General features: G+C 71.9%; 16 protein-coding genes, 1 tRNA gene and 1 pseudogene. 6 read left to right on the forward strand and 12 right to left on the reverse strand.

Annotated elements, in window-relative coordinates; translation table 11 throughout:
- Positions 1–354 precede the first annotated feature (354 nt).
- The 7 genes and pseudogenes from glgB to RIN46_RS00035 form a co-directional block, all read right to left on the reverse strand.
- A pseudogene (gene glgB / locus RIN46_RS00005) lies at positions 355–2,583 on the reverse strand (1,4-alpha-glucan branching protein GlgB); the annotation flags it as partial.
- Positions 2,580–4,637, reverse strand: a complete 2,058-nt coding sequence (locus RIN46_RS00010) for an alpha-1,4-glucan--maltose-1-phosphate maltosyltransferase (RefSeq protein WP_309080834.1) — start codon at positions 4,635–4,637, stop codon at positions 2,580–2,582. The pseudogene glgB and the gene RIN46_RS00010, both read right to left, overlap by 4 nt.
- Positions 4,638–4,788: 151 nt before the next feature.
- Positions 4,789–6,882: a glycogen debranching protein GlgX gene (glgX, locus tag RIN46_RS00015; RefSeq protein WP_309080833.1), complete on the reverse strand. Its 2,094-nt coding sequence runs from the start codon at positions 6,880–6,882 to the stop codon at positions 4,789–4,791.
- Between the two features lie 17 nt (positions 6,883–6,899).
- Positions 6,900–7,871 (reverse strand): 23S rRNA (guanosine(2251)-2'-O)-methyltransferase RlmB, encoded by a 972-nt coding sequence (rlmB, locus tag RIN46_RS00020; protein ID WP_309080832.1) that lies wholly within the window; start codon positions 7,869–7,871, stop codon positions 6,900–6,902.
- Between the two features lie 278 nt (positions 7,872–8,149).
- Positions 8,150–9,589 carry a cysteine--tRNA ligase gene (cysS, locus tag RIN46_RS00025; RefSeq protein ID WP_309080831.1) on the reverse strand — a complete coding sequence of 480 codons (1,440 nt, stop codon included), beginning with the start codon at positions 9,587–9,589 and terminating at the stop codon, positions 8,150–8,152.
- A gap of 48 nt (positions 9,590–9,637) precedes the next feature.
- Positions 9,638–11,086, reverse strand: a complete 1,449-nt coding sequence (gene ispD / locus RIN46_RS00030) for a 2-C-methyl-D-erythritol 4-phosphate cytidylyltransferase (RefSeq protein ID WP_309080830.1) — start codon at positions 11,084–11,086, stop codon at positions 9,638–9,640.
- 182 nt (positions 11,087–11,268) lie between these two features.
- Entirely contained in the window at positions 11,269–11,751 is a 483-nt protein-coding gene (locus RIN46_RS00035) for a CarD family transcriptional regulator (protein WP_309080829.1), read from the reverse strand.
- A 266-nt stretch (positions 11,752–12,017) separates the two neighbouring features.
- Here RIN46_RS00035 and RIN46_RS00040 point away from each other — a divergent pair, with 266 nt between their 5' ends.
- Complete coding sequence (locus RIN46_RS00040) at positions 12,018–12,554, forward strand: hypothetical protein (protein ID WP_309080828.1); 537 nt, start codon at positions 12,018–12,020, stop codon at positions 12,552–12,554.
- A 112-nt stretch (positions 12,555–12,666) separates the two neighbouring features.
- Here RIN46_RS00040 and RIN46_RS00045 read toward each other — a convergent pair whose 3' ends face one another.
- Positions 12,667–13,347 (reverse strand): response regulator transcription factor, encoded by a 681-nt coding sequence (locus tag RIN46_RS00045; protein WP_309080827.1) that lies wholly within the window; start codon positions 13,345–13,347, stop codon positions 12,667–12,669.
- 11 nt (positions 13,348–13,358) lie between these two features.
- The gene (locus tag RIN46_RS00050) at positions 13,359–14,540 is read right to left on the reverse strand and encodes an ATP-binding protein (protein WP_309080826.1); all 1,182 of its coding nucleotides are present in this window, start codon (positions 14,538–14,540) and stop codon (positions 13,359–13,361) included.
- Between the two features lie 184 nt (positions 14,541–14,724).
- Between RIN46_RS00050 and phoU the strand changes: the two genes are divergently transcribed.
- Positions 14,725–15,387 (forward strand): phosphate signaling complex protein PhoU, encoded by a 663-nt coding sequence (gene phoU, locus RIN46_RS00055; RefSeq protein WP_309080825.1) that lies wholly within the window; start codon positions 14,725–14,727, stop codon positions 15,385–15,387.
- A gap of 142 nt (positions 15,388–15,529) precedes the next feature.
- On the opposite strand, the gene RIN46_RS00060 is transcribed toward phoU, so the two are convergent.
- The 3 genes from RIN46_RS00060 to RIN46_RS00070 all read right to left on the reverse strand — a co-directional run bounded on the left by RIN46_RS00060 (position 15,530) and on the right by RIN46_RS00070 (position 18,035).
- A complete protein-coding gene (locus tag RIN46_RS00060; protein ID WP_309080824.1) occupies positions 15,530–16,276 on the reverse strand; it encodes a phosphoglyceromutase in 747 nt (248 codons plus the stop codon).
- A 163-nt stretch (positions 16,277–16,439) separates the two neighbouring features.
- A complete protein-coding gene (locus tag RIN46_RS00065; RefSeq protein ID WP_309080823.1) occupies positions 16,440–16,739 on the reverse strand; it encodes a DUF2516 family protein in 300 nt (99 codons plus the stop codon).
- 9 nt (positions 16,740–16,748) lie between these two features.
- Positions 16,749–18,035 (reverse strand): PLP-dependent transferase, encoded by a 1,287-nt coding sequence (locus RIN46_RS00070; RefSeq protein ID WP_309080822.1) that lies wholly within the window; start codon positions 18,033–18,035, stop codon positions 16,749–16,751.
- A gap of 82 nt (positions 18,036–18,117) precedes the next feature.
- Between RIN46_RS00070 and tmk the strand changes: the two genes are divergently transcribed.
- From tmk to RIN46_RS00090, 4 genes are all read left to right on the forward strand, one after another.
- On the forward strand, positions 18,118–18,816 hold the full coding sequence (tmk, locus tag RIN46_RS00075; RefSeq protein ID WP_375141858.1) for a dTMP kinase: 699 nt from the start codon (positions 18,118–18,120) through the stop codon (positions 18,814–18,816).
- A complete protein-coding gene (locus tag RIN46_RS00080; RefSeq protein WP_309080821.1) occupies positions 18,813–19,952 on the forward strand; it encodes a DNA polymerase III subunit delta' in 1,140 nt (379 codons plus the stop codon). Before tmk ends, RIN46_RS00080 begins: the two co-directional genes overlap by 4 nt.
- Before the next feature lie 48 nt (positions 19,953–20,000).
- Positions 20,001–21,515 (forward strand): alpha/beta hydrolase, encoded by a 1,515-nt coding sequence (locus RIN46_RS00085; protein ID WP_309080820.1) that lies wholly within the window; start codon positions 20,001–20,003, stop codon positions 21,513–21,515.
- 124 nt (positions 21,516–21,639) lie between these two features.
- Positions 21,640–21,712: transfer RNA gene (locus RIN46_RS00090), tRNA-Thr, on the forward strand.
- Positions 21,713–21,755 lie beyond the last annotated feature (43 nt).

A 21,755-nucleotide genomic window follows, 5' to 3' on the forward strand; every position in this document is an offset into this window, starting at 1 on the left:
ACCAATTCACCAAATAAAACAATTTGGTATCAACAAACTTGGCACACTATTGAGTTCTCAAACAACAGACACCCCGGACTACCACAACCAGGACCATTCATCCCGACCGCTTCGCTCCGAAGCAACTTGTCAACCTTACCTCAGTCCGTTCAGCGTGTCAACTCGACTCCGCCGAACCTCCTGAGAAATTCATCCGCCGTTCTCCGTCAGGCTTCGTTTCCGTTGCCTTCCGTCCCCGGCGCGAGAAAAAACTATACACGCCCCGGGGCACCCTCGCAACTCGAGGGGCCACCTCCCCGCGGGACGCGCTCGGATCCCCGGAATCCCGGGCCGTAGCCCGCCTCCGCCGCCTCGTCAGCGCGTCTCCGGGGTGCCCTTGGCCGGGGTGAAGTAGAGCACAGAGAACGCCGGGACGGTGATGTCGGCGCTGGCCGGCTGTCCATAGTGCGGCTCGGGCTCGGCCTCCAGCCCGCCGGCGTTCCCGAGTCCAGAGCCGCCGAACTCCTCGGCGTTGGTGTTGACGGCCTCCGTCCACCGGCCGGCACGCGGCAGGCCCAGGCGGTAGCCGTGATGGTCCGAGCCGGAGAAGTTCGCGACGACGACCACCAGTCCGCCGTCCGTCCCCCGACGGGTGAACGCCAGGATGTTCCCCAGCGCATGGTGTGCGTCGATCCAGTCGAACCCGGCCGGGTCGTTGTCCTGGTTCCACAGCGCGGGCGTCTGCCGGTAGGCCTCGTTGAGCGCCCGCACGGAGAGCTGCACTCCCCGGTGCGCGGGCGTCTCGGTCAGCCACCAGTCGAGCCCGTGCTGCTCGCTCCACTCGGACTCCTGGGCGAACTCCGTCCCCATGAAGATGAGCTGCTTGCCCGGGTGCGCCCACTGGAACGCCAGGTAGGCGCGGACCTGGGCAGCCTGCTCGTACCGTCCGCCCGGCATCCGGCGCAGCAGCGACCCCTTGCCGTGCACCACCTCGTCATGGCTGATGGGCAGCAGGTAGTTCTCGCTCCATGCGTAGGCCAGGGAGAACGTGATCCGGTCGTGGTGGTACTGCCGGTGGATCGCGTCCTCCTGCATGTACTGCAGCGAGTCGTGCATCCAGCCCATGTTCCACTTCAGCCCGAACCCGAGGCCGCCGTGCGCGGTCGGACGGGTCACGCCGTCGTACGCCGTGGACTCCTCGGCGATCATGATGATGCCCGGGTAGCGGCCGTAGGCGGTGGCCGTGGCCTCCTTGAGCAGGGCCACCGCCTCCAGGTTCTCGTTGCCCCCGTGCACGTTGGGCTCCCACTCGCCGTCCTCGCGGGAGTAGTCGAGGTAGAGCATGGAGGCCACGGCGTCCACGCGCAGGCCGTCGACGTGGAACTCGTCCAGCCAGTACAGCGCGTTGGCGACGAGGAAGTTGCGGACCTCGTTGCGCCCGAAGTCGAAGATGTGGGTCCCCCAGTCCGGGTGGTCGCCCCGGCGCGGGTCCGGGTGCTCGTAGAGCGCCGTGCCGTCGAAGCGCGCCAGCGCCCACTCGTCCTTGGGGAAGTGCGCCGGGACCCAGTCGAGGATCACGCCGATCCCGGCCCGGTGCAGGGTGTCGACCAGGTAGCGGAAGTCGTCGGGCGTGCCGAAGCGAGACGTCGGCGCGTAGTAGCCCGTGACCTGGTAGCCCCAGGAACCGCCGAAGGGGTGCTCGGCCACGGGCATGAACTCCACGTGGGTGAACCCGAGCCAGCCGACGTACTCGGCGAGCTGGTGCGCCAGCTCCCGGTAGTCCAGCCCGGGGCGCCAGGAGCCGAGGTGGACCTCGTACACGCTCATCGCGGACTCGTGCGGGTTGCTCGCCGCGCGGGCCGCCATCCACTCGTCGTCGTGGAACGCGTAGGCGGACTCCGTGACGACCGATCCGGTCCGCGGCGGCACCTCGGTGCACCGGGCCATGGGGTCGGCCTTGTCCCGCCACACGCCGTCGGCACCGAGGACCTCGTACTTGTAGACCGCGCCGTCGCCGACGCCGGGGAGGAAGATCTCCCACACGCCCGAGTGGCCCAGCGAGCGCATCGCGGTGCCGCCGCCGTTCCAGTGGTTGAAGTCGCCCTTGACCCGCACGGCACGCGCATTGGGTGCCCACACCGCGAAGCTGGTGCCGTCGATGTCCCCGAGTGCGGAGTGGTAGCGCCGCACGTGCGAGCCGAGCACCGTCCACAGCCGCTCGTGCCGGCCCTCCCCGATCAGGTGCAGGTCCAGTTCCCCGAGGGTGGGCAGGTGCCGGTAGGGGTCGTCCTGCAGGACGGGCCCGGCGTCGGCGTACGTGGTCCGCACCCGGTAGTCGGGCACGTGCCCGGGGCGGGCGGTCTGCGGCAGGACGGCGACCCAGACGCCGCCGTGCTCGTGCTGCATCGGGAGCGTCTCGCCGGAGTCCAGCACGACGTCGACCGACTCGGCCAGGTGCCGCAGCGCGCGGAAGGTGACGGCATCGTCGTCGTGCAGGTGCGCGCCGAGCACCGCGTGCGGCTGGTGGTACGTGCCGTGCGCGACGGCGTCGAGCACGTCCGGGGCGATCGGCAGTGGTGCGGGGCGGGCGGACTGATGGGTCATGCGGTGCTCCGGACGATGTGGAGGATGTGCGCCGGCTCCTGGTAGGGATCCAGCCGGACGTAGTTGTGCTCGCCCCACCGCCAAGTCTGGCCGGTGAGCAGATCTCGGACCTCGAAGCGGCCGTCGTCGTCGAGGTCGGCCGGCGTCAGGTCCAGGGCCGCGAGGTCCAGGGTGACCGTGGACTCCCGGGCGGCGTGCGGATCCAGGTTCACCACGACGACGACGGTGTCCGCCGGCTCGGTGTCGGCGGCGTCCAGCAGGCCGCGCGGGGCCGGCCTGGACTTGGAGAACACGAGCGTGGCCTCGTCGGTGGCCGTGTGCAGGTGCAGGCTGGCCAGGTCCCCGAGGGCGGGGTGGGCGCGGCGGATCTCGTTCAGCCGCGTCAGGTACGGCGCGATGGACCGGCCCTCGGCCTCGGCGGCCGCGAAGTCGCGCGGCTTGTACTCGTACTTCTCGTTGTCGACGTACTCGCCGGATCCCGGCCGGGCGGCGTTCTCGCAGAGCTCGTAGCCCGTGTAGACGCCCCAGAGGGGGCTGCCCGTGGCGGCGATGACGGCCCGGAGCTTGAACGCCGCCGGCCCGCCGTACTGCAGGAACTCGGGCAGGATGTCCGGGGTGTTGACCCAGAAATTGGGCCGGAAGTAGGGAGCGGTCCGGTGCGAGACCTCGGTGAGGTACTCCTCCAGCTCCTCCCGAGTGTTCCGCCAGGTGAAGTACGTGTAGGACTGCTGGAACCCGGCCTTCCCGAGGGCATGCATCATCGCCGGGCGCGTGAACGCCTCGGCGAGAAACACCGCGTCCGGGTGCCGCTGGGAGACCTCGCGGATCAGCCACTCCCAGAACCAGAGCGGCTTGGTGTGCGGGTTGTCGACGCGGAAGATCCTCACCCCGCGCTCGATCCAGAGCAGCACGATCCGCAGGACCTCCTCGCGCAGGCCCTTCGGGTCGTTGTCGAAGTTCAGCGGGAAGATGTCCTGGTACTTCTTCGGCGGGTTCTCCGCGTACGCGATCGAGCCGTCGGCGCGCGTGGTGAACCACTGGGGGTGCTCGGTCACCCAGGGATGGTCCGGCGATGCCTGCAGGGCCAGGTCCAGGGCCACCTCGAGGCCCAGTTCCCGGGCACGGTCGACGAACGCCGCGAAGTCCTCGACCGTGCCGAGGTCCGGGTGGATGGCGTCGTGCCCGCCCTCGGCCGCGCCGATCGCCCACGGCGAGCCGGGGTCGTCCTCGCCGGCGGTGAGGGTGTTGTTGGGCCCCTTGCGGTGGGTCCGCCCGATCGGGTGGATGGGCGGGAGGTAGACGACGTCGAATCCCATCTGCGCGACGGCGTCGAGCCGGCGCTGGGCGGTGGCGAAGGTGCCGGACGCGTACCGGCGCGTGCCGTCGTCGTACTCCTCCTCGAGGACGGCGCCCTCGGAGCGCGGGAAGAACTCGTACCAGGCGCCCTGCCCGGCGAGGCGGCGCTCGACGAGCAACGGGTACGCGCCGCCGCGGGTGACGTGGCGGCGGATCGGCCGCTCGGCCAGGAGGGCGGTCAGCTCGGGCGCCTCGGCCGCGGCGAACCGCTCGGCGACGCTGCGGCCGGTGTCCTCCAGGACGCGGGCGACGCCGCGGAACACCTCGGCGTCGGCGGCGGCGGTCTTGCGGTCGCGGGCGGCGGCGGCGAAGAGCCGCGCGCCCTCGGCGAGCATGAGCTCCTCCTCCAGGCCCGCGCCGATCTTGATACCCGCTGCGTGGTGCCACGTGCCGTAGGGGTCGTCCCAGCCCTCGATCTCGAAGGTCCAGGTGCCGACGTCGTCGGGGCGGAGGGTGGCGTGCCAGCGATCGGTGCCCGGCGCGCCGGGGGTCATCCGGACCCGCTGGGCCGCCGTCCCGTCGGGCCGGTACAGCACCGCGGTGGCGCCGACCGAGTCGTGCCCCTCGCGGAAGCAGGTCGCGGAGACCGGCACGTCCTGCCCGGCGACGGCCTTGGCAGGGAAGCGGCCCCCGTCCACCACTGGCTGGACATCGGTGACGGGGATCCGTCCGAAACGCGTCGCGGGAAGTCTCTTCACACGCTAGACGCTAGTGGGCACGGGTGGGCATGCCAAGGGTTTGACCGAAAACGACGCAGGTCAGCACGCGGGGACGCCCGGCCCGGCCCGGGTCCGGCCGGGACGCGGGCGCCGACGGCGGCGCCGTCGGTGCCCGGCGCGGGCCCCGGCCTCAGCAGCGGAAGACGGCCACCGAGTTGGCGGCGACGGTGTGCGCCGCACCGGCCCCCAGGACGGTGCCGCGGCGGGGGCGGTCGTCGGGATCCGTGCTGAAGCGGAGATCGAAGCGCAGATCGTCCTCGTCGCGGCCGATGAACTCGCGCAGCTCCTCGCCGTGCGGCAGCGTCAGCTCGACCGGCTCCAGGGTTCCGTTGAAGACCACCAGCCCGTCGAGCCGACCCTCCGGGGACCCGATGAGCAGCTGCATGACCCGGGTCCCCGGGTCCACCCACTCCTCCTCCTGGAGCGGCTCCCCCGCCGTGTTGAACCACAGCAGGAATCCGCTGTCGTCGTGGGCGGGGTACGTGTAAGGCTGGTTCGCGAGGAACTCGCGCCGGATGCGCACCAGGGCGCGCGTGATGCCGAGCATGGCCTGCTGGTCCGCCGTCAGGTCCCAGTGCAGCCAGGACATGGGGTTGTCCTGGCAGTAGGCGTTGTTGTTGCCGGTCTGCGTCTTGCCCCGCTCGTCGCCGGCGGTGATCATCGGCACCCCCAGCGACAGCAGCAGGGTGGCCATCATGTTGGAGGCCGTCTTGAGCCGCTCGTGGTTGATCCCCGCGTCGCCGGTCTGGCCCTCGACCCCGTGGTTGTAGCTGTGGTTGTCGCTGGTGCCGTCCCGGTTCTCCTCGCCGTTGTCCTCGTTGTGCTTGCGGTCGTAGGAGACCACGTCGCGCAGGGTGAAGCCGTCGTGAGCGGTGACGAAGTTGACGGAGGCGAGCGCCCCGCGGCCCGACGGCGCGAAGAGGTCGCGGGACCCGGCGAGCACGGTCGCCAGGGAGGCGACGGAGGAGCCGTGCTCCCCCGCGGCCAGGCGGCCGTGGTCAGCGGCCCAGAAGGTGCGGACGGTGTCGCGGAACTTGTCATTCCAGTCGGCGAATCCGCGGGGGAACCGGCCCGTCTGCCAGCCGCCCGGGCCGACGTCCCACGGCTCCGCGATCATCTTGACGCCCGTGAGGGTCTCCGAGGCGGCGATCGCGGCGAAGAAGGGATGCTCCGGGGTGAACGCGTTATTCCCGTCGCGGCCCAGCGTCGCGGCGAGATCGAAGCGGAAGCCGTCCACCTGGAACTCCTCCACCCAGTAGCGCAGCGAGTCCATGGCCATCCGGATGACGGCCGGCTCGGTGAAGTCCAGCGTGTTCCCGCAGCCCGTGGTGTCCAGGTAGTGACCGTCCGCGGTGTGCCGGTAGTAGTGGTGGTCGGCGAGGCCGCGCCAGGACAGCGCCGGCTCGGCGGGCCCGCCCTCGGCCGTGTGGTTGTAGACGACGTCGAGGATCACCTCGATGCCCGCGGCGTGCAGGTGCTTGACCATGCCCTTGAGCTCGTCGCGCACGGCGGCCGGGCCGGCGGCGCGTGCGGCGGCCGTGGCGTAGTCCTGGTGCGGGGCGAAGTAGCCGAGCGTGTTGTAGCCCCAGTAGTTGGGCAGGCCGAGTTCGCGCAGGTGCGGCTCGTCGATGTGGAAGTGCAGCGGCAGCAGCTCGACGGCGGTCACGCCCAGCTCGCGCAGGTACCCGATCATGGCCGGGTGCGCCAGCCCCGCATAGGTCCCGCGCAGCTCCTCCGGGAGCTCCGGGTGGAGCATCGTCAGGCCCTTGACATGGGCCTCGTAGATCACGGTGTCCCGCCACGGGATGTGCGGGCGGCGGATCTCGCCCCAGTCGAAACCGGCGTCGGGGACGTACACGCCCCAGTAGTTGCCGTCGTCGTCCTGCTCGATCGCCCGGGCGTAGGGGTCCACGAGCAGTTGGCCGCTCTCCGGGCGCTCGGCCCCGTGGGCCCAGAACGCGTAGCGGGCGCCCGGGCGCAGGCCCTCGACGGCGCCGTGGTGGGCGCCGTCGGTCAGCTCGGTGAGCGTCGCCGGGGCGAGCTCGCCGCCCGGGACGGTGAACCAGACGTCGACGCCCCCGAGCTCGGGGGCGAACACGGACACGTTCACGGTGTCGGCGACGTCGGCGATGCCGGCGACGTCGTCGTGCACGCCGCGCGGGAAGGGGCGCGACGGGTGGCCCCGGCCCTCGAGCGAGGCCGGGACGTTCAGGGGTTCGGTCATGACAGCGTCCCGGGTCCTCATGCGCCCCGGCGCCGGGAGACCTCGTAGAGGGAGATGCCCACGGCCATCGAGGCGTTCAGGGACTCCATGGCGGAGTCGATCGGGATGGACACGATCGCGTCACAGGTCTCGCGGACGAGCCGGGAGAGGCCCTTGCCCTCGGAACCGACGACGATGCACAGCGGCTCCGTGGCGAGCTGGAGGTCGGGCAGCTGGACGTCGCCGTCGCCGTCGAGTCCGACGACGAACACGCCCATCGCCTTGATCTCCTTCAGGGCGGTGGTCAGGTTGGTGGCGCGGGCCACCGGCACGCGGGCGGCGGCGCCTGCGCTGGTCTTCCAGGCCGCGGCCGTCATGCCCACGCTGCGGCGCTCGGGGACGATCACACCGTGGCCGCGGAACGCGGAGACGGAGCGCACGATCGCACCGAGGTTGCGGGGATCGGTGATCCCGTCCAGGGCGACGAAGAGCGGCTGCGTGCGGATGTAGCCCTTCTGGGCCCGGGCCACGGTCGCCTCGGCGAGCTCGATCGCCTCGGCGTACTCGTAGGGCGGGACCTGCAGGACCAGACCCTGATGGACGGCGTCGTCCGTCATCCGGTCCAGCTCCTGCTTGCTGGTCTCCAGCACGGCGATCCCGCGCTCGGCGGCCAGCTTGAGCGTCTCGCGGACGCGGTCGTCCACGTCGATGCGGGTGGCGACGTAGAGGGTCTTCGCGGGGATCTCGGCGCGCAGGGCCTCCACCACGGAGTTGCGGCCGGTGACCATCTCGGCGGCGTTCTTGGAACGGCCGGTGCGTCCCCGCCCGCCCTGCTTGGCGTTCGAGCGCTCGGAGAGCTGCTTGGCGCGATAGGCCTTGTGGTAGACGCGCTCCTCCGCCTTGGGCGTCGGGCCCTTCCCCTCGAGGGACTTCCGGCCGTGGCCGCCGGTGCCGACGGAGGGGCCCTTCTTCGTCTTGCGGACGGCGCCGGGACGCTTGGGAGTTGCCATGATTCGGATCCTTGTCACGTGTGTACTGAGTCGCGCGTACTGAGCCGCGTTCGAACCGTGCCGCGCTGGGATGTCGCCGGGAGCACAGGGGGCCTGCAGCGGCACAGGGCACGGCTCGAGAGAAGGCCCCGGGCAGGGACCATCCTACGCGGGCGATGCGGGCCCGGCGCGAGGGACCCGAACTCTTGAGCAAGCCTGCATGCAACGCGGTGCTGCTGGCGGGTCCTGGCCGGCGGCCCGTGCCGGCGCCCGCTCCCGCGCCAGCGCGGGCCTGCGGGCTAGCCGCCGAGGCTCCAGCGGGCCCCGTCGGTCGAGTCCTCGACGACCACCCCGGCCGCGGAGAGCGTGTCGCGAATCGCATCCGCGGTGGCCCAGTCCTTCGCGGCGCGGGCCGCGGCACGGGCCTCGAGCTGGGCCTGGACGAGCACCTCGAGTGCCGTGGTCACCCGGGGGTCCGTGCCGGCGTCGTTCCCGGCGTCGTCGAGGCCCAGGACCTCCGTGGCCGCGGCGGCCTGCGCGTAGGCGGCCGCGACCGCGTCGCGCTCGCCGGCCGCGAGCGCCGTGTTGCCGGCCCGGACGGTCTCGTGGAGCGCGGCGAGGGCCTGGGGGACGTTCAGGTCGTCGTCCATCGCGGCGGCGAAGGCCTCCGGGACGCTGCCCGGGACGGCGTCCGCCCCGAGCAGCTGCTGCGCGTTGCGCAGGAAGGTGTCCACGCGCTCGACGGCGGCCGCGGCCTCGGTCAGCGACGTCGGGCTGTAGTCGAGCTGGCTGCGGTAGTGAGCCTGGCCGAGGAAGTAGCGGACCACGCGCGGTGCGGCCGCCTCCAGCATCTCCTGCGGGGAGACCGTGTTGCCGACCGACTTGGACATCTTCTCGCCCTCGAAGGTGACCATGCCGTTGTGCATCCAGAAGTTCGCGAAGTCCTGCCCGGCGGCCGTCGACTGGGCCAGCTCGTTCTCGTGGTGCGGGAACCGCAGGTCCAGCCCGCCGCCGTGGATGTCGAACGCGTCCCCGAGGTACTTCCCGGCCATCGCCGAGCACTCGAGGTGCCAGCCCGGCCGGCCGCGGCCCCACGGGCTCGCCCAGGACGCCGTCTCCGGGTCGGTGTCCTTGTGCCCCTTCCAGAGGGCGAAGTCGCGGGGATCCCGCTTGCCGCGGGGGCCGGCGTCGGGCGCGGCCTGCATGTCCTCGATCCGCTGGTGGGTGAGCGAGCCGTAGGACTCCCAGGAGCGCACGTCGAAGTAGACGTCTCCGGAGCCGTCGAGCGCCGGGTAGGCGTGGCCGCGCTCGATCAGCTCGGCGATGAGCTCGTGCATCTCGCCGATGTGGCCGGTGGCGCGGGGCTCGTAGGTCGGCCGCCGCACGCCCAGGGTCTGGTAGGCGCGGGCGAACTCCTGCTCGAACCGGTACGCGAGCGCGAACCAGGGCTCGTTCACGCGGTAGGCCGGGTCCGGGACGAAGCCCTCGGCGAAGGACGCGGCGGACTTCTCGAGGATCTTGTCGTCGATGTCGGTGACGTTGCGGACCACGGTCACCCGGAGCCCGCGGTACTCGAGCCAGCGGGTCAGGATGTCGAAGGCGATGGCGGAGCGGATGTGCCCGACGTGCGGCATGCCCTGCACGGTGGCGCCGCAGTAGTACAGGCCCACCTGCCCGGGGACGAGCGGCGTGAAGTCGCGGACCTGGGCCTGGCGGGTGTCGTAGAAACGGATGCTCACCCGCACAAGGGTAACGGAATGGCCGCACGCGTCCCGGCCGCGGCCGGGCTACGCCCGGAAGACCAGCGCGCTGGCGTAGGCGGTGACGCCCTCGCCCGCCCCCTCGTAGCCGAGACCGTCCGACGTCGTCGCCGTCACCGTCACAGGCGCCCCCGCGGCGGCGCTCAGGACCCGGTCGGCCTCCTCGCGCCGCGCGCCGAACCGGGGCCGGTTGCCGACGAACTGGACGGCCACGTTCCCGATCTCGAAGCCGGCAGCGCGGACGAGGCGGGCCGCCTCGGTCAGCAGTGCCGCTCCCGAGGCGCCGGCGAGCTCCGGCCGCAACGTGCCGAAGTGCGTGCCGAGGTCGCCGATCCCGGCCGCCGAGAAGAGCGCGTCGCAGGCGGCGTGAGCAACGGCGTCCGCGTCCGAGTGCCCCTCGAGGCCGCGCTCGCCCGGCCAGTGCAGGCCAGCCAGCCAGAGTTCGCGATCGCTGCCCTCGGGGGCGAACCGGTGGACATCCGTCCCCACACCGATCCTGGGCAGCGAGGTCTGGTCGCGGTCCATGGTCTCCTCCGTCTGGTCGACTGGACTCTGGTCTGCTGGCTTCTGGTCTGCTGGCTTCTGGTCTGCGGGCTCGGTCCCCGCGGGCCCCGGACGGAGGGAGGCCTCGGCGATCCGCAGGTCCAGGTCGGTAGTGATCTTCAGTGACTCGAGGCTGCCCGGCACCAGGTGGACCGGGAGGCCGGTCAGCTCCATGAGCATCGCGTCGTCCGTCACGGCCTCGGACCGGTCGCCGCCCCAGGCCTCGGCCTGGCGGTGCGCCGCCACGAGGGCCGCCCGGACGAATCCCTGCGGCGTCTGCACGGCGCGCAGCGCAGAGCGCGCGGGGGTGTCGTAGACCTGCTCAGGGGCGATCCCCCGGTCCTCGGCCGGCACTGCCGTCTTGACCGTGTCCACCACCGGCAGGGCCGGGACCACGGCCGTCGCGCCGGCCTCCAGCGCGCCGACGACCGCGAGGAAGACCTCCGGCGGCGCGAGGCAGCGGGCCGCGTCGTGCACCAGCACGACGTCGGCGTCCGCGCCGATCGCGTCGAGTCCGGCGCGCACGGAGGCGGTCCGCGTCCCGCCGCCGGCCACCAGGACCAGACCGCTCTCGTTCCGCCCGGTCTCGCCGGCACCGGCGGGGACGCCGCCGAGCTCGCGACCGAGCCGCCAGAGCTCCTCGCTCTCCCGTGGCAGGACCGCGACGATCTCCGCGGCCGGCAGGGCCCGGCGGACGCCGCGGAGCGCGCGGGCGAGCATCGGTTCGCCCGCGACCGGGACCAGGGCCTTGGGCATGTTGCGTCCGAGCCGGGTCCCGCTCCCCGCGGCGACGACGACGACGGCGACCCGGGATCCCGGGCCGCGCGGGTCGGGCGCCGGTGCCGGGTCGGGCGACGGCCCACCCGGGTCCTGCGCCCTCGGCGTCTGAGCACTCAAGGTCGGACGGACGGTGGAGGGCGTGGGTGAGTTCACGTCAGCACTCTATCGACTGCGGCTCCGCCGCGGGGAGCGGGGGCGGGGCGGGCCGGCCCGCCCGTCCACCGGAGGCGCACCGGGCGGAGCTCGACCGGACCGTTAAAGCAAAACAGCCCGTCCCCTCGAGGGGAACGGGCCGGTATGCCTGCGTAAGCCGCTGCCTGCGCTGCGCGGAGCGCCTAGGAGGCGAGCACCTCGTCGAGCATGCTCTCCGCCTTGACCTCGTCCAGCTTCTTGGCCAACGCCAGCTCGCTGATGAGGATCTGCCGGGCCTTGGCCAGCATGCGCTTCTCGCCGGCCGAGAGCCCGCGATCGTGCTCGCGGCGCCACAGGTCGCGGACGACCTCGGCCACCTTGATAACGTCGCCCGACGCCAGCTTCTCGAGGTTCGCCTTGTAGCGACGCGACCAGTTGGTCGGCTCCTCGGTGAACTCCGCGCGAAGGACGTCGAAGACGTCGTCCAGACCGTCCTGATCGACGACGTCGCGCACGCCCACCAGATCCACATTCTCCGCCGGAACCTCGATCGTCAGATCGCCCTGGGCGACCTTCAGCTTGAGGTACATCTTCTCTTCGCCCTTGATGGTCCGCATCTTGATCTCCTCGATCCGTGCGGCCCCGTGGTGGGGGTAAACTACCGTCTCGCCAACCTCAAAAACCATGTTTGATTTTCCCCTTTCCCACAGACAAGTTTATCACGAGCCTGCTGGAAATTCCGGCGCGTTGCCCTTCCACCCCCGCCCCGATGCGCAATAATCCGCCCGCAGCGCAACGCGGGGTCGCCGCACGGGCCGCTGTGACGCCGGCACCCCCGGACCGGGCGGAGAATCTCTTCTACAACGAGTAGGATTGACGCGAATGCCATCGCAGCGGGCCCGGCCCGGTGCGATCGACCAGTCGAGACCGAACCTGATGAGGAGTTCGTGCAGTGATCACCGCACAGAAGACGCGCGGACGCCGCGCCCTGGCCGCCGTCGCGCTCGGCCTGGTTGCCCTGAGCGCAACCGGCTGCGGCGCCATCAACGACCAGGCCACCGCCACCGAGTACGCAGCGTCCGACGGCGTGAACTTCACCGCCGGCGATGTCGAGGTCCGCAACCTCATGCTGGTGACCACCGGTGCCAACGCCGAGACCCGAGTGCTCGCGAACGTCATCAACGGGTCGGACCAGTCCGCCGAGCTCGAGCTGGGCATCAACGGCTCCTCCGTGACCATCGAGATCCCGGCCGACACCACGGTGCCGCTGAGCGAGGACGACCACAAGGCCACCGTCCCCGCCGCCGGGGCGATCCCGGGGTCCATGATCCCCGTCGACGTGACCGTCGGCAGCGAGTCCACCGAGCAGTCGGTCCCCGTCATCGACGGCACGCTCGAGGAGTACCGCCAGTACCTCCCCGAGGGGTACGAGCCGGAGAACAACGAGCACCTCAAGCACGCGGAAGAGGAAGAGGCGGGCCACCACTAGCCGCCCCGCGGTGCCGGCGACAGGACGTCGGACGGCCACCGCCAGCGCGAAGGGCTGCGGCCCCGGCCCACCGAGCGGTGGGCCGGGGCCGCAGCCCTTCGTCGTCGGAGGCTCAGGCCTCGAACTTGTAGCCCAGCCCGCGCACCGTCACCAGGTGCTGCGGGTTGGACGGATCCGGCTCGATCTTCGAGCGCAGGCGCTTCACGTGCACGTCGAGCGTCTTCGTGTCGCCCACGTAGTCCGAGCCCCAGACGCGGTCGATCAGCTGCCCGCGGGTGAGCACCCGCCCGGCGTTCCGCAGGAGCATCTCCAGCAGCTCGAACTCCTTCAGCGGGAACGGCAGGGGCTCCCCGCCCACGCTGACCACGTGGCGCTCCACGTCCATCCGCACGGGCCCGGCCTGCAGGGTCGCCGTGACCAGCTCCTCGGGCTCGGCCCGCCGGCGCAGCACGGCGCGGACGCGGGCCACGAGCTCCCGGGAGGAGTACGGCTTGGTGACATAGTCGTCGGCGCCGAGCTCCAGCCCCACGACCTTGTCGATCTCGGAGTCCTTGGCCGTGAGCATGATGACCGGGACGTTGGAGCGCTGACGCAGCTGCCGGCACACCTCCGTGCCGGACTGCCCTGGCAGCATGAGATCGAGCAGCACCAGATCGGCGCCGGCCCGGTCGAACTCCGTCACCGCGTCCAGCCCGTTGTCCACGACCTCGACCTCGAAGCCCTCCTTGTCGAGCAGGTAGGCCAACGGGTCGCTCAACGATTCCTCGTCCTCGACCACCAGAATCCGCGTCATCAGTTCTCCTCCTAGTGCGTCGCGCGCGAACCGCGCGGTTCGTCTACGGACGGCGGGGCCTCCGCCGTCGTGCCTTCCTCGAAGACCGGCAGCCGCACCGTGAACGTCGACCCCTGGCCGGGCTGGGACCAGACGGTCACCTCGCCGCCGTGGTTGGACATCACGTGCTTGACGATGCTCAGACCGAGCCCCGTGCCGCCGGTCTGGCGGGACCGGGCCGCGTCGACCCGGTAGAAGCGTTCGAAGATCCGTTCCTGGTCGTCGGCGCTGATGCCGGGGCCCTGATCCGTCACGGACACCTCGACGATGTCGTCGCGCACCCGGACGCCGACGCCGACCGTCGTGTTCTCCGGCGAGTAGCGGATGGCGTTGTCCACCAGGTTGCGGAACGCGGTCATCAGCAGATCCGGGTCGCCGTGGACGACGGCGTCCCGGGCACCCCCGACCTTGACGACGATATTCTTTCCCTCTGCGGTGAGCTTGTTGCGGTCCACCGCCTCGGCGATGGTCTGCGCGACGTCGACGGGCCGGCCGCGGAGCACCACGTCGGTGCCCTGCAGGCGGGAGAGCTCGATGATGTCCTGGACGAGCGCGGAGAGGCGGTGCGTCTCCTTGTGCAGGCGGCCGGCGAAGCGCTTGGTCGCGACCTCGTCGCCGGCGGCGTCCTCGATGGCCTCGGCCAGGAGCGAGACGGCCCCGACGGGCGTCTTCAGCTCGTGGGAGACGTTGGCGACGAAGTCGTTCCGGATCGCCTCGGTGCGGGTGATCTCGGTGCGGTCGTCGGCCAGGAGCAGGATGTACCGCTCCGCGAGCGGGGCCACGCGCACGTGGACGACGATCCCGCCCTGGCCCAGCGGGCCGCGCGGAAGCTCGAACTGGCGCTCCTCGATGACACCGTCGGTCCGCACCCGGGCGGCCAGATCCAGCAGCTCCTGGTGCACCACGGTGTGCCCGCGGACCAGGCCGTACGCGTAGGCGGCCGGATTGGCCCGGACGACGCCGTTGACCTCGTCGATGACCACGAACGCGCGCCCGACGATGGAGAGGATCTCGGCGGTCCCCTCCGGCAGCGTCGGCTCCAGGACCTCGGGCACGGCGTCCCGGCGGCGCTGGCTGATGTGGAAGGCCAGCAGCCCGCCCACGCCGAGAAGCAGGCCCGTCAGGCCCGCCAGCACCAGGAGAAGGGAATCCATCACTGCACCAGCTTAGGCCGGGCCGGACGGCGGTTCCCGCCATCGCGGGCACCGCGGCCCCCGGTTCACCCAACGTTCACTTGCCCCGCCCGGACGGTTTACTTAGTAGTGTCAGTGTGATCAATTGAGCCAGACCGCCTCTCGCAGGTTTCAGGACGCCAGGTTCTGATGAAAGGACCCCTTAATGCGCAAAGTCTTCCAGGCCGAACTCCAGACCATCGGCGAGGAACTGATCAATCTGTCCAAGCTGGTCGCCGAGGCGATGGAGCGGGCCTACGAGTCATTCGCCCAGGCCGACACGCAGCTGGCGCAGGAGGTCATCGCCGCCGACGCTCGAATCGACTTCCTGCAGAACAAGCTCGACGAGCATGCGATCGACGTCCTCGCACTCCAGGGCCCGGTCGCCTCGGACCTGCGCATGATCGTCGGCTCGCTGCGCATGAGCGCCTCGCTGGAGCGCATGGGCGACCTGGCCCGGCACATCGCGCAGCTGACCCGCCTGCGGTTCCCGAACCAGGTGGCCCCCGAGTCGGTGCAGCCGACGTTCGCCGAGATGGCCCGCCTGAACATCGAGATCGCCATGAAGGTCGGCGAGCTCCTGGACACCCGCGACCTCGCCATCGCCGCGGAGATCATCGGGCTGAACAAGGAGATCGACGACCTGCACGCCTCCGTCTTCAAGGCGATCGCCAGCGAGGACTGGAACGAGTCGGCGCCGACGACCACGGACGTGACGCTGGCCAGCCGCTACATGGAGCGCTTCGGCGACCACGGCGTCTCCGTGGCCCGCAAGGTCAACTACCTCGTCACGGGCGAGTGGGAGCCGAACCTCAACGACTCCGTCTGAGACCGGTCGGCCCCGCCCGTGCCTGAGGCGGGGGCGCCGGGGGCCGCAGGGGCTCGACACGATGAAAGGGGAGGTCCCGGCATGGCGCCGGGACCTCCCCTTCTCGTCTGCCGTCCGCCGGGACGCCGCGTGCGGGTCGTCGCTACTTGCGGCCCTGGCTCGCGACGGCCTTGATGGCGTCGGCCGCCGCGTCGGGGTCCAGGTACTTGCCGCCGGCGACGACCGGCGTGAAGTCCTCGTCCAGCTCGTAGACCAGCGGGATGCCCGTGGGGATGTTCAGCCCGGCGATCTCCTCGTCGGAGATCCCGTCCAGGTGCTTCACGAGCGCGCGCAGGGAGTTGCCGTGCGCGGTGACCAGAACGGTCTTCCCGGCGACCAGGTCAGCCTTGATGTCCGACTCCCAGTACGGCAGCATCCGCTCCAGGACGTCCTTGAGGCACTCGGTGCGCGGGGCGTCGTCGCCGAGATCCGCATAGCGGGGGTCCCCGATCTGGGAGAACTCCGAGGAGTCGTCCAGGGGCGGCGGCGGGGTGTCGTAGGAGCGGCGCCACTCCATGAACTTCTCCTCGCCGTACTCCTCCAACGTCTCCGCCTTGTTCTTGCCCTGCAGGGCACCGTAGTGGCGCTCGTTCAGCCGCCAGTTGCGCCGGACCGGGATCCAGAGGAGGTCGGCCGCCTCGAGGGCCAGGTTCGCCGTCGTGATCGCCCGCTTGAGCAGCGAGGTGTGCAGCACGTCGGGACGCAGGCCCTCCTCGGTCAGGAGCTCGCCGCCGCGCTTGGCCTCGGCGCGGCCCTGCTCGGTCAGGTCGACGTCCACCCAACCGGTGAACAGGTTCTTCTCGTTCCAGTCGCTCTGCCCGTGACGGAGCAGGATCAGGGTGTAAGTCATGGATTCATCCTACAGAGAGGCCGCCGCCGGGCCTCGGCCGCGGCCTCGCCGGCGGTAACGTTCCGGGTAACTTTCCCGCGGGCGCCGTCGGATCCCGACGGCCCCGGCGGCGCCCCGTCTCGTGCGGCCGGGCACGGGCCGCGGGACGCGGCGCCGGCAGGCCTCAGTAGCTGTAGCCGCCGCGGCCCGAGACGGCCGGGCGCACGTCCGCGAGGTACACCGCGGCCACGCAGGCGGCGATGAGCTGGAGCAGCCCGGCGCTCCCGCCGTAGACACTCAGCAGGCAGAACAGGGTGGAGCCGGCGGTCAGCGCCAGCCAGAACCCCTTGGTGCGCTTGCCCTCCCGGGCGAAGTTCGCCGCCGGGCGGCGCACCGCGTCCAGGAACGCCCAGACGGCGAGGACGAGTGCGACGACGCCCAGCGCCAGGAAGAGATAGTGCTCGATCGCGTATGCCAGACCCATGCTGACAGTCTAGGCGTGCGGCCCGGCCGCATGGTCGAGGGCACGCGCCAGATCCGCCCAGAGATCCTCGGCGTTCTCGATCCCCACGCTGAGCCGGATGAGGTTCTCCGGGACGCTCGGCGCCTCCCCGGGGTGCCGGCGGCGCCGCTCCGCAAGCGATTCGACGCCGCCGAGGCTCGTGGCCGGGGTCCACAGCTCCAGCGCCGCCACGACGGCGTCGGCCGCCGCCCGGCCGCGCGCTGCGCCGCCGTCCCCACCGCCGTCGTGCGCGGGGCCCGCGCCGGGGGCGACGGTGAGGGAGACGACCGAGCCGAAGCCGTCCATCTGCGCGGCGGCACGCGTGTGGCCCGGGTCCGAGGGCAGCCCCGGGTACCGGACGGACTCCACCGCCGGGTGAGCGGCGAGGCGCTCGGCGAGCAGCTGGGCGGTCGCCTGCGAGCGCTCGAGGCGCACGGCGAGCGTGCGCATCCCACGCAGCGTCAGCCAGGTCTCGAACGGGCCGGCGATCGCGCCGTGCAGGGTCCGGTAGGCCAGGAGCCGCTCGCGCAGCGGCGCCGACGACGTGACGACGGCCCCGAGGATCACGTCCGAGTGGCCGCCGAGGTACTTGGTGGCCGAGTGGACGACGACGTCGGCGCCGGCCTCCAGCGGGCGCTGGAGCAGCGGGGTGGAGAAGGTGTTGTCGACGACGGTCAGGACTCCGCGCTCGCGCGCCGCGGCGAGGAGCGCCGGCAGGTCGGCGACCTCGAGCATGGGGTTGGTGGGGCTCTCGGCCCACAGCAGGACGGACGGCCCGTCCTCCGCGGCGGCGCGCGGGGTGGCGGCCGACGCGGTGTCCAGGGCGGCGATGACGGCCTCGGTGTCCGCGATGTCCACGTGCACCGCGCGCAGACCGGTCCGCCGCGTCAGGTCCCCGACGAGGGCGAGGCTGCCGTTGTAGCTGTGACGCGGCAGGACGACGGTCCCCCCGGCCGGCAGCAGCGACATGGCCGCGGCGATGGCCGCCATCCCGGAGCCGAAGGCGAGGGCGGGCAGCTCGGCGCGCTCGAGCTCCGCCAGCGTGGCCTCGAAGGGGTCCCAGGTGGGATTGGTGAAGCGGGCGTAGCCCCGCTCGCCGGCGTCGGGCAGGCCGGCGCCGCGGAAGGTGGAGGAGAGCACGATCGGCGGGTTGACCGGCTCGTCGGTCTCGTGCGGCGGGCGCCCCGACGCCACGACGACGCTGTCGGGCGCCAGAGCGCCACGGCGGGTGTGCGTGGAGTCCTGCCCGATGCCCTGCTCTGCGGTGCCTTCGCTCATGGTGACGAGGGTAGGGCGCGGCGCTGTCCACGGGCCAGCCCGCGACCCTCGGCGACGGCATTGTTGCGGCTAGGCTGGTGGGGTGAGCCAGCAGCATGAGGACCCCCGCACGCCCGAGCCCTCGCCGTCGGCCCACCCCGGACCGGGCCTGTTCGTGGTGTTCGAGGGCGGCGACGGCGCCGGCAAGTCGACCCAGGCGGCCCGACTGGCCGAGGCGCTCGACGCCGCCGGCGAGACCGTCCTGCAGACCCGCGAGCCGGGCGGGACGCCGATCGGAGAGAAGCTGCGCTCCCTCGTCCTCGACCACGGGCACGGGCCCGTGGACCCCCGCACCGAGGCGCTCCTCTTCGCCGCCGCGCGCGCCGCGCACGTGGAGCAGGTCATTCTCCCCGCCCTCGCCTCCGGGCAGGTGGTGGTCTGCGACCGCTACATCGACTCCTCCGTCGCCTACCAGGGCGTCGGACGCGGCCTCGGGGCCGAGGACGTCCTGGGCCTCAACCGCTGGGCCACGCAGGGCCTCCTCCCCCACCTGACCGTCCTGCTGGACGTGGCCGCCGAGGACGGGCGCCGCCGTCGCACCGTCCGCGACGCCGGCGGGGCCGACCGGCTCGAGGCCGAACCGGACGACTTCCACACGCGCAACCGCCGGGCCTTCCTCGACCTGGCCGCCGCCGACCCGGAACGGTACCTGGTGCTCGACGCCGGTCTGGGCGTCGACGAGCTCGCCGCGTCCGTGCTCGCGCGGGTGAGCGGGCTGCGCTCCGCCGGGGCGGGCGCATGAGCGTCTGGGACGAGCTGCCCGGGCAGGAGCAGGCCGTGGCGCAGTTGGAGCGCGCCGTCGCCGACGGCAGTCCGGCCCACGCCTGGCTGTTCACCGGCCCGCCCGGCTCCGGGCGGTCCAACGCGGCGCGGGCCTTCGCGGCCGCGCTGCAGTGCGAGCGGGGCACCGGGTGCGGTGCGTGCAAGCCGTGCCGGCTGGCCCTGGCCGGGGCCCATCCGGACGTCGCCATGGTGACCACCGAGAATGTGAACTACATGATCAGCGACGTGCGCGAGCTGATCACCAAGGCACAGGACCGCCCCTCCGGCGGGCGGTGGCGCGTGATCGTCATGGAGGACGCGGACCGCATGACCGAGCGGACCACCAACGTCCTGCTCAAGGCCATCGAGGAACCGCCTCCGCACACGGTCTGGGTCCTCTGCGCCCCGAGCCCGGCGGACGTGCTCGTAACGATCCGCTCGCGCTGCCGCCCGCTGGGGCTGCGCGTGCCCAGCCGGGACGCCGTCGCCGAGCTGCTGATCCGCCGCGACGGCCTGACCCCGGAGCAGGCGGAGTTCGCGGCCCGGGTCAGCCAGTCGCACATCGGCGTGGCACGGCGGCTCGCGCAGTCCGAGGAGGCGCGGATGCGCCGGGACAAGACCGTCCGCCTGCCGCTGTACCTGCGCACCGTCGCCGACGCGGTCGCCGCGGCCGGGGAGATCGTGGAGATCTCCACCAAGGAGGCCACCAGCTCCGCCGAGGAGCGCGCCGCGACCGAGACCGCCGGGCTGCGCGAGCTGCTCGGGCTGGAGCCGGACGCGCAGATCCCGCCCCAGCTGCGGAGCCAGTTCAAGCAGGTGGAGGAGGCCACGAAGCGCCGCGCCCGGCGCGGCGTCACCGACTCTCTCGACCGCGCGCTCATCGATCTGACAACCGTCTACCGCGACGTGCTGGTCCTCCAGCTCGGCACCGGGACGGAGCTGGTCAACGACTACCTGTCCGAGCCGCTCCGCCAATTCGCCGCCCGGAGCTCCGCGACCGATACGCTGGCGAGGATCGACCTCATCGCCGAGGCACGACGGCGTATCACGGCCAACGTGACGCCGCTGCTGGCGATGGAGGCCATGATGGCCGGCCTCCTGCCGCGCCGCAGCTGACCGACGCACCCGCGCACCCCTCCCCTGCACCCAGGAGCCTCTCCCCGCATGACCCGACGCACCGGCCTCCCCGCGCACCCCCACCACCGACCGGGCGCGCGCCGCGCCCGGTGGACCGGAGCGCTCGCAGCGGCCGCCGCCGTCGTGCTGGCCGCTGCCGGCTGCACGCCGCAGCCCGACGACGCCGGGCCGGAGCCGGCGGAGGTCCCGGCCGGGCTGGAGCGCTTCTACGCGCAGAACGCCGCCTGGGAGTCGTGCCAGGGCAATTTCGAGTGCGCGCGCGTCGAGGTGCCGCTGGACTACGCCGAGCCGGACGGGGAGACGATCGAGCTGGCGATGATCCGCAAGCGCGCGCCCATGCCCGAGGGGTCGCTGCTGGTGAATCCCGGCGGGCCGGGCGCCTCCGGAGTGCAGCTCGTGCGCAACACTGCGACCTCGACGTTCTCGACTGAGCTGCGCGAGAACCTCCACCTCGTAGGCTTCGACCCGCGCGGGGTCGGCGAGTCCGCGCCGGTGGAGTGCCGCACCGACGAGCAGCTGGACCAGGGCCGGGCCGGGGAGCCGCTGTCGATCGCCGAGCTGGGGGCGCTGTGCGACGAGAAGAACGGCGAGATCCTCGCCCACGTGGACACGGACAGCGCCGCCCGCGACCTCGACATCCTGCGCGCCGTCAACGGGGACCAGGACCTGCGGTACCTCGGCTTCTCCTACGGCACCAAGCTCGGGGCCGCCTACGCCGACCTCTTCCCCGAGAACGTCGGGCGGATGGTGCTCGACGGGGCGATGGACCCCACGCTCGGGATCTCCGAGGTGACGTTGGCGCAGGCGGAGAACTTCCAGCAGGAGCTGCACGCGTTCGTGGAGTGGTGCGGGGCCGAGGGGTCCTGCCCGCTCAGCGGCGGGGTGCAGAACGGCCTGGACGAGCTGGACCAGATCATGGACCGGCTCGAGGAGGAGCCGATCCCGGTCGAGGACGGGCGCACGTTCACCGAGGAGGAGTTCGTCAACGCGCTCCTGCTGCCCATGTACGACGACGGCTGGCGTCAGTCCTTCAGCGAGGCCCTGAACGAGCTGCAGCGGGAGGGCACCGCGGAGTCGCTGATGTATCTCGCCGACGCCCGCTCCGGCCGGCTCGACGACGGCACGTACGCCGACAACTCCTGGGACGCGTTCACGGCGATCAACTGCCTCGACTACCCGGAGCCGAGGGTCGACGGCGCCGCGCTGGACCGCGCGCTCGACGATGTCTCCCCCACGCTCGGGTGGTACCTGGGCGGGGACCTCTCCTGCAAGGACTGGCCGGCACCGGCGGTCGGGGACCTGGAGCCGGCGAAGCGGCTGACCGGGGACGCGGAGGCCCTGGTCATCGGGACCACGGGCGACCCCGCGACCCCCTACGAGTGGGCTGAGTCGCTCGCGGAGCAGCTGGGGCCCAACGCGCACCTGGTCACGTACGAGGGACACGGGCACACCGCCTACGGCCGCAGCAACGACTGCATCACGCGGGCGGTCGACGACTTCCTGCTCGACGGCGAGGCCCCGGCGGAGGGACTCACCTGCTGAGGCCGGACGGCTCGCCGTCGGGCCTCAGCCGACGCCGGGCCGGAGGGGCGGACCGCGTTTTGACCCGGCGCTGACCTGTCCTATAAAGTTGTCGCTCGTGGGAAATCCTCGGATCGCCCACGGTGCCTCCTTAGCTCAGTCGGTAGAGCGTTTCACTCGTAATGAAAAGGTCGCCAGTTCGATTCTGGCAGGGGGCTCAGCGCGTGGAGCGGCCGATCTGCAGAGGCAGGTCGGCCGCTC

The sequence above is a fragment of the Zhihengliuella sp. genome, assembly GCF_031178195.1.
GTDB lineage: Bacteria > Actinomycetota > Actinomycetes > Actinomycetales > Micrococcaceae > Zhihengliuella.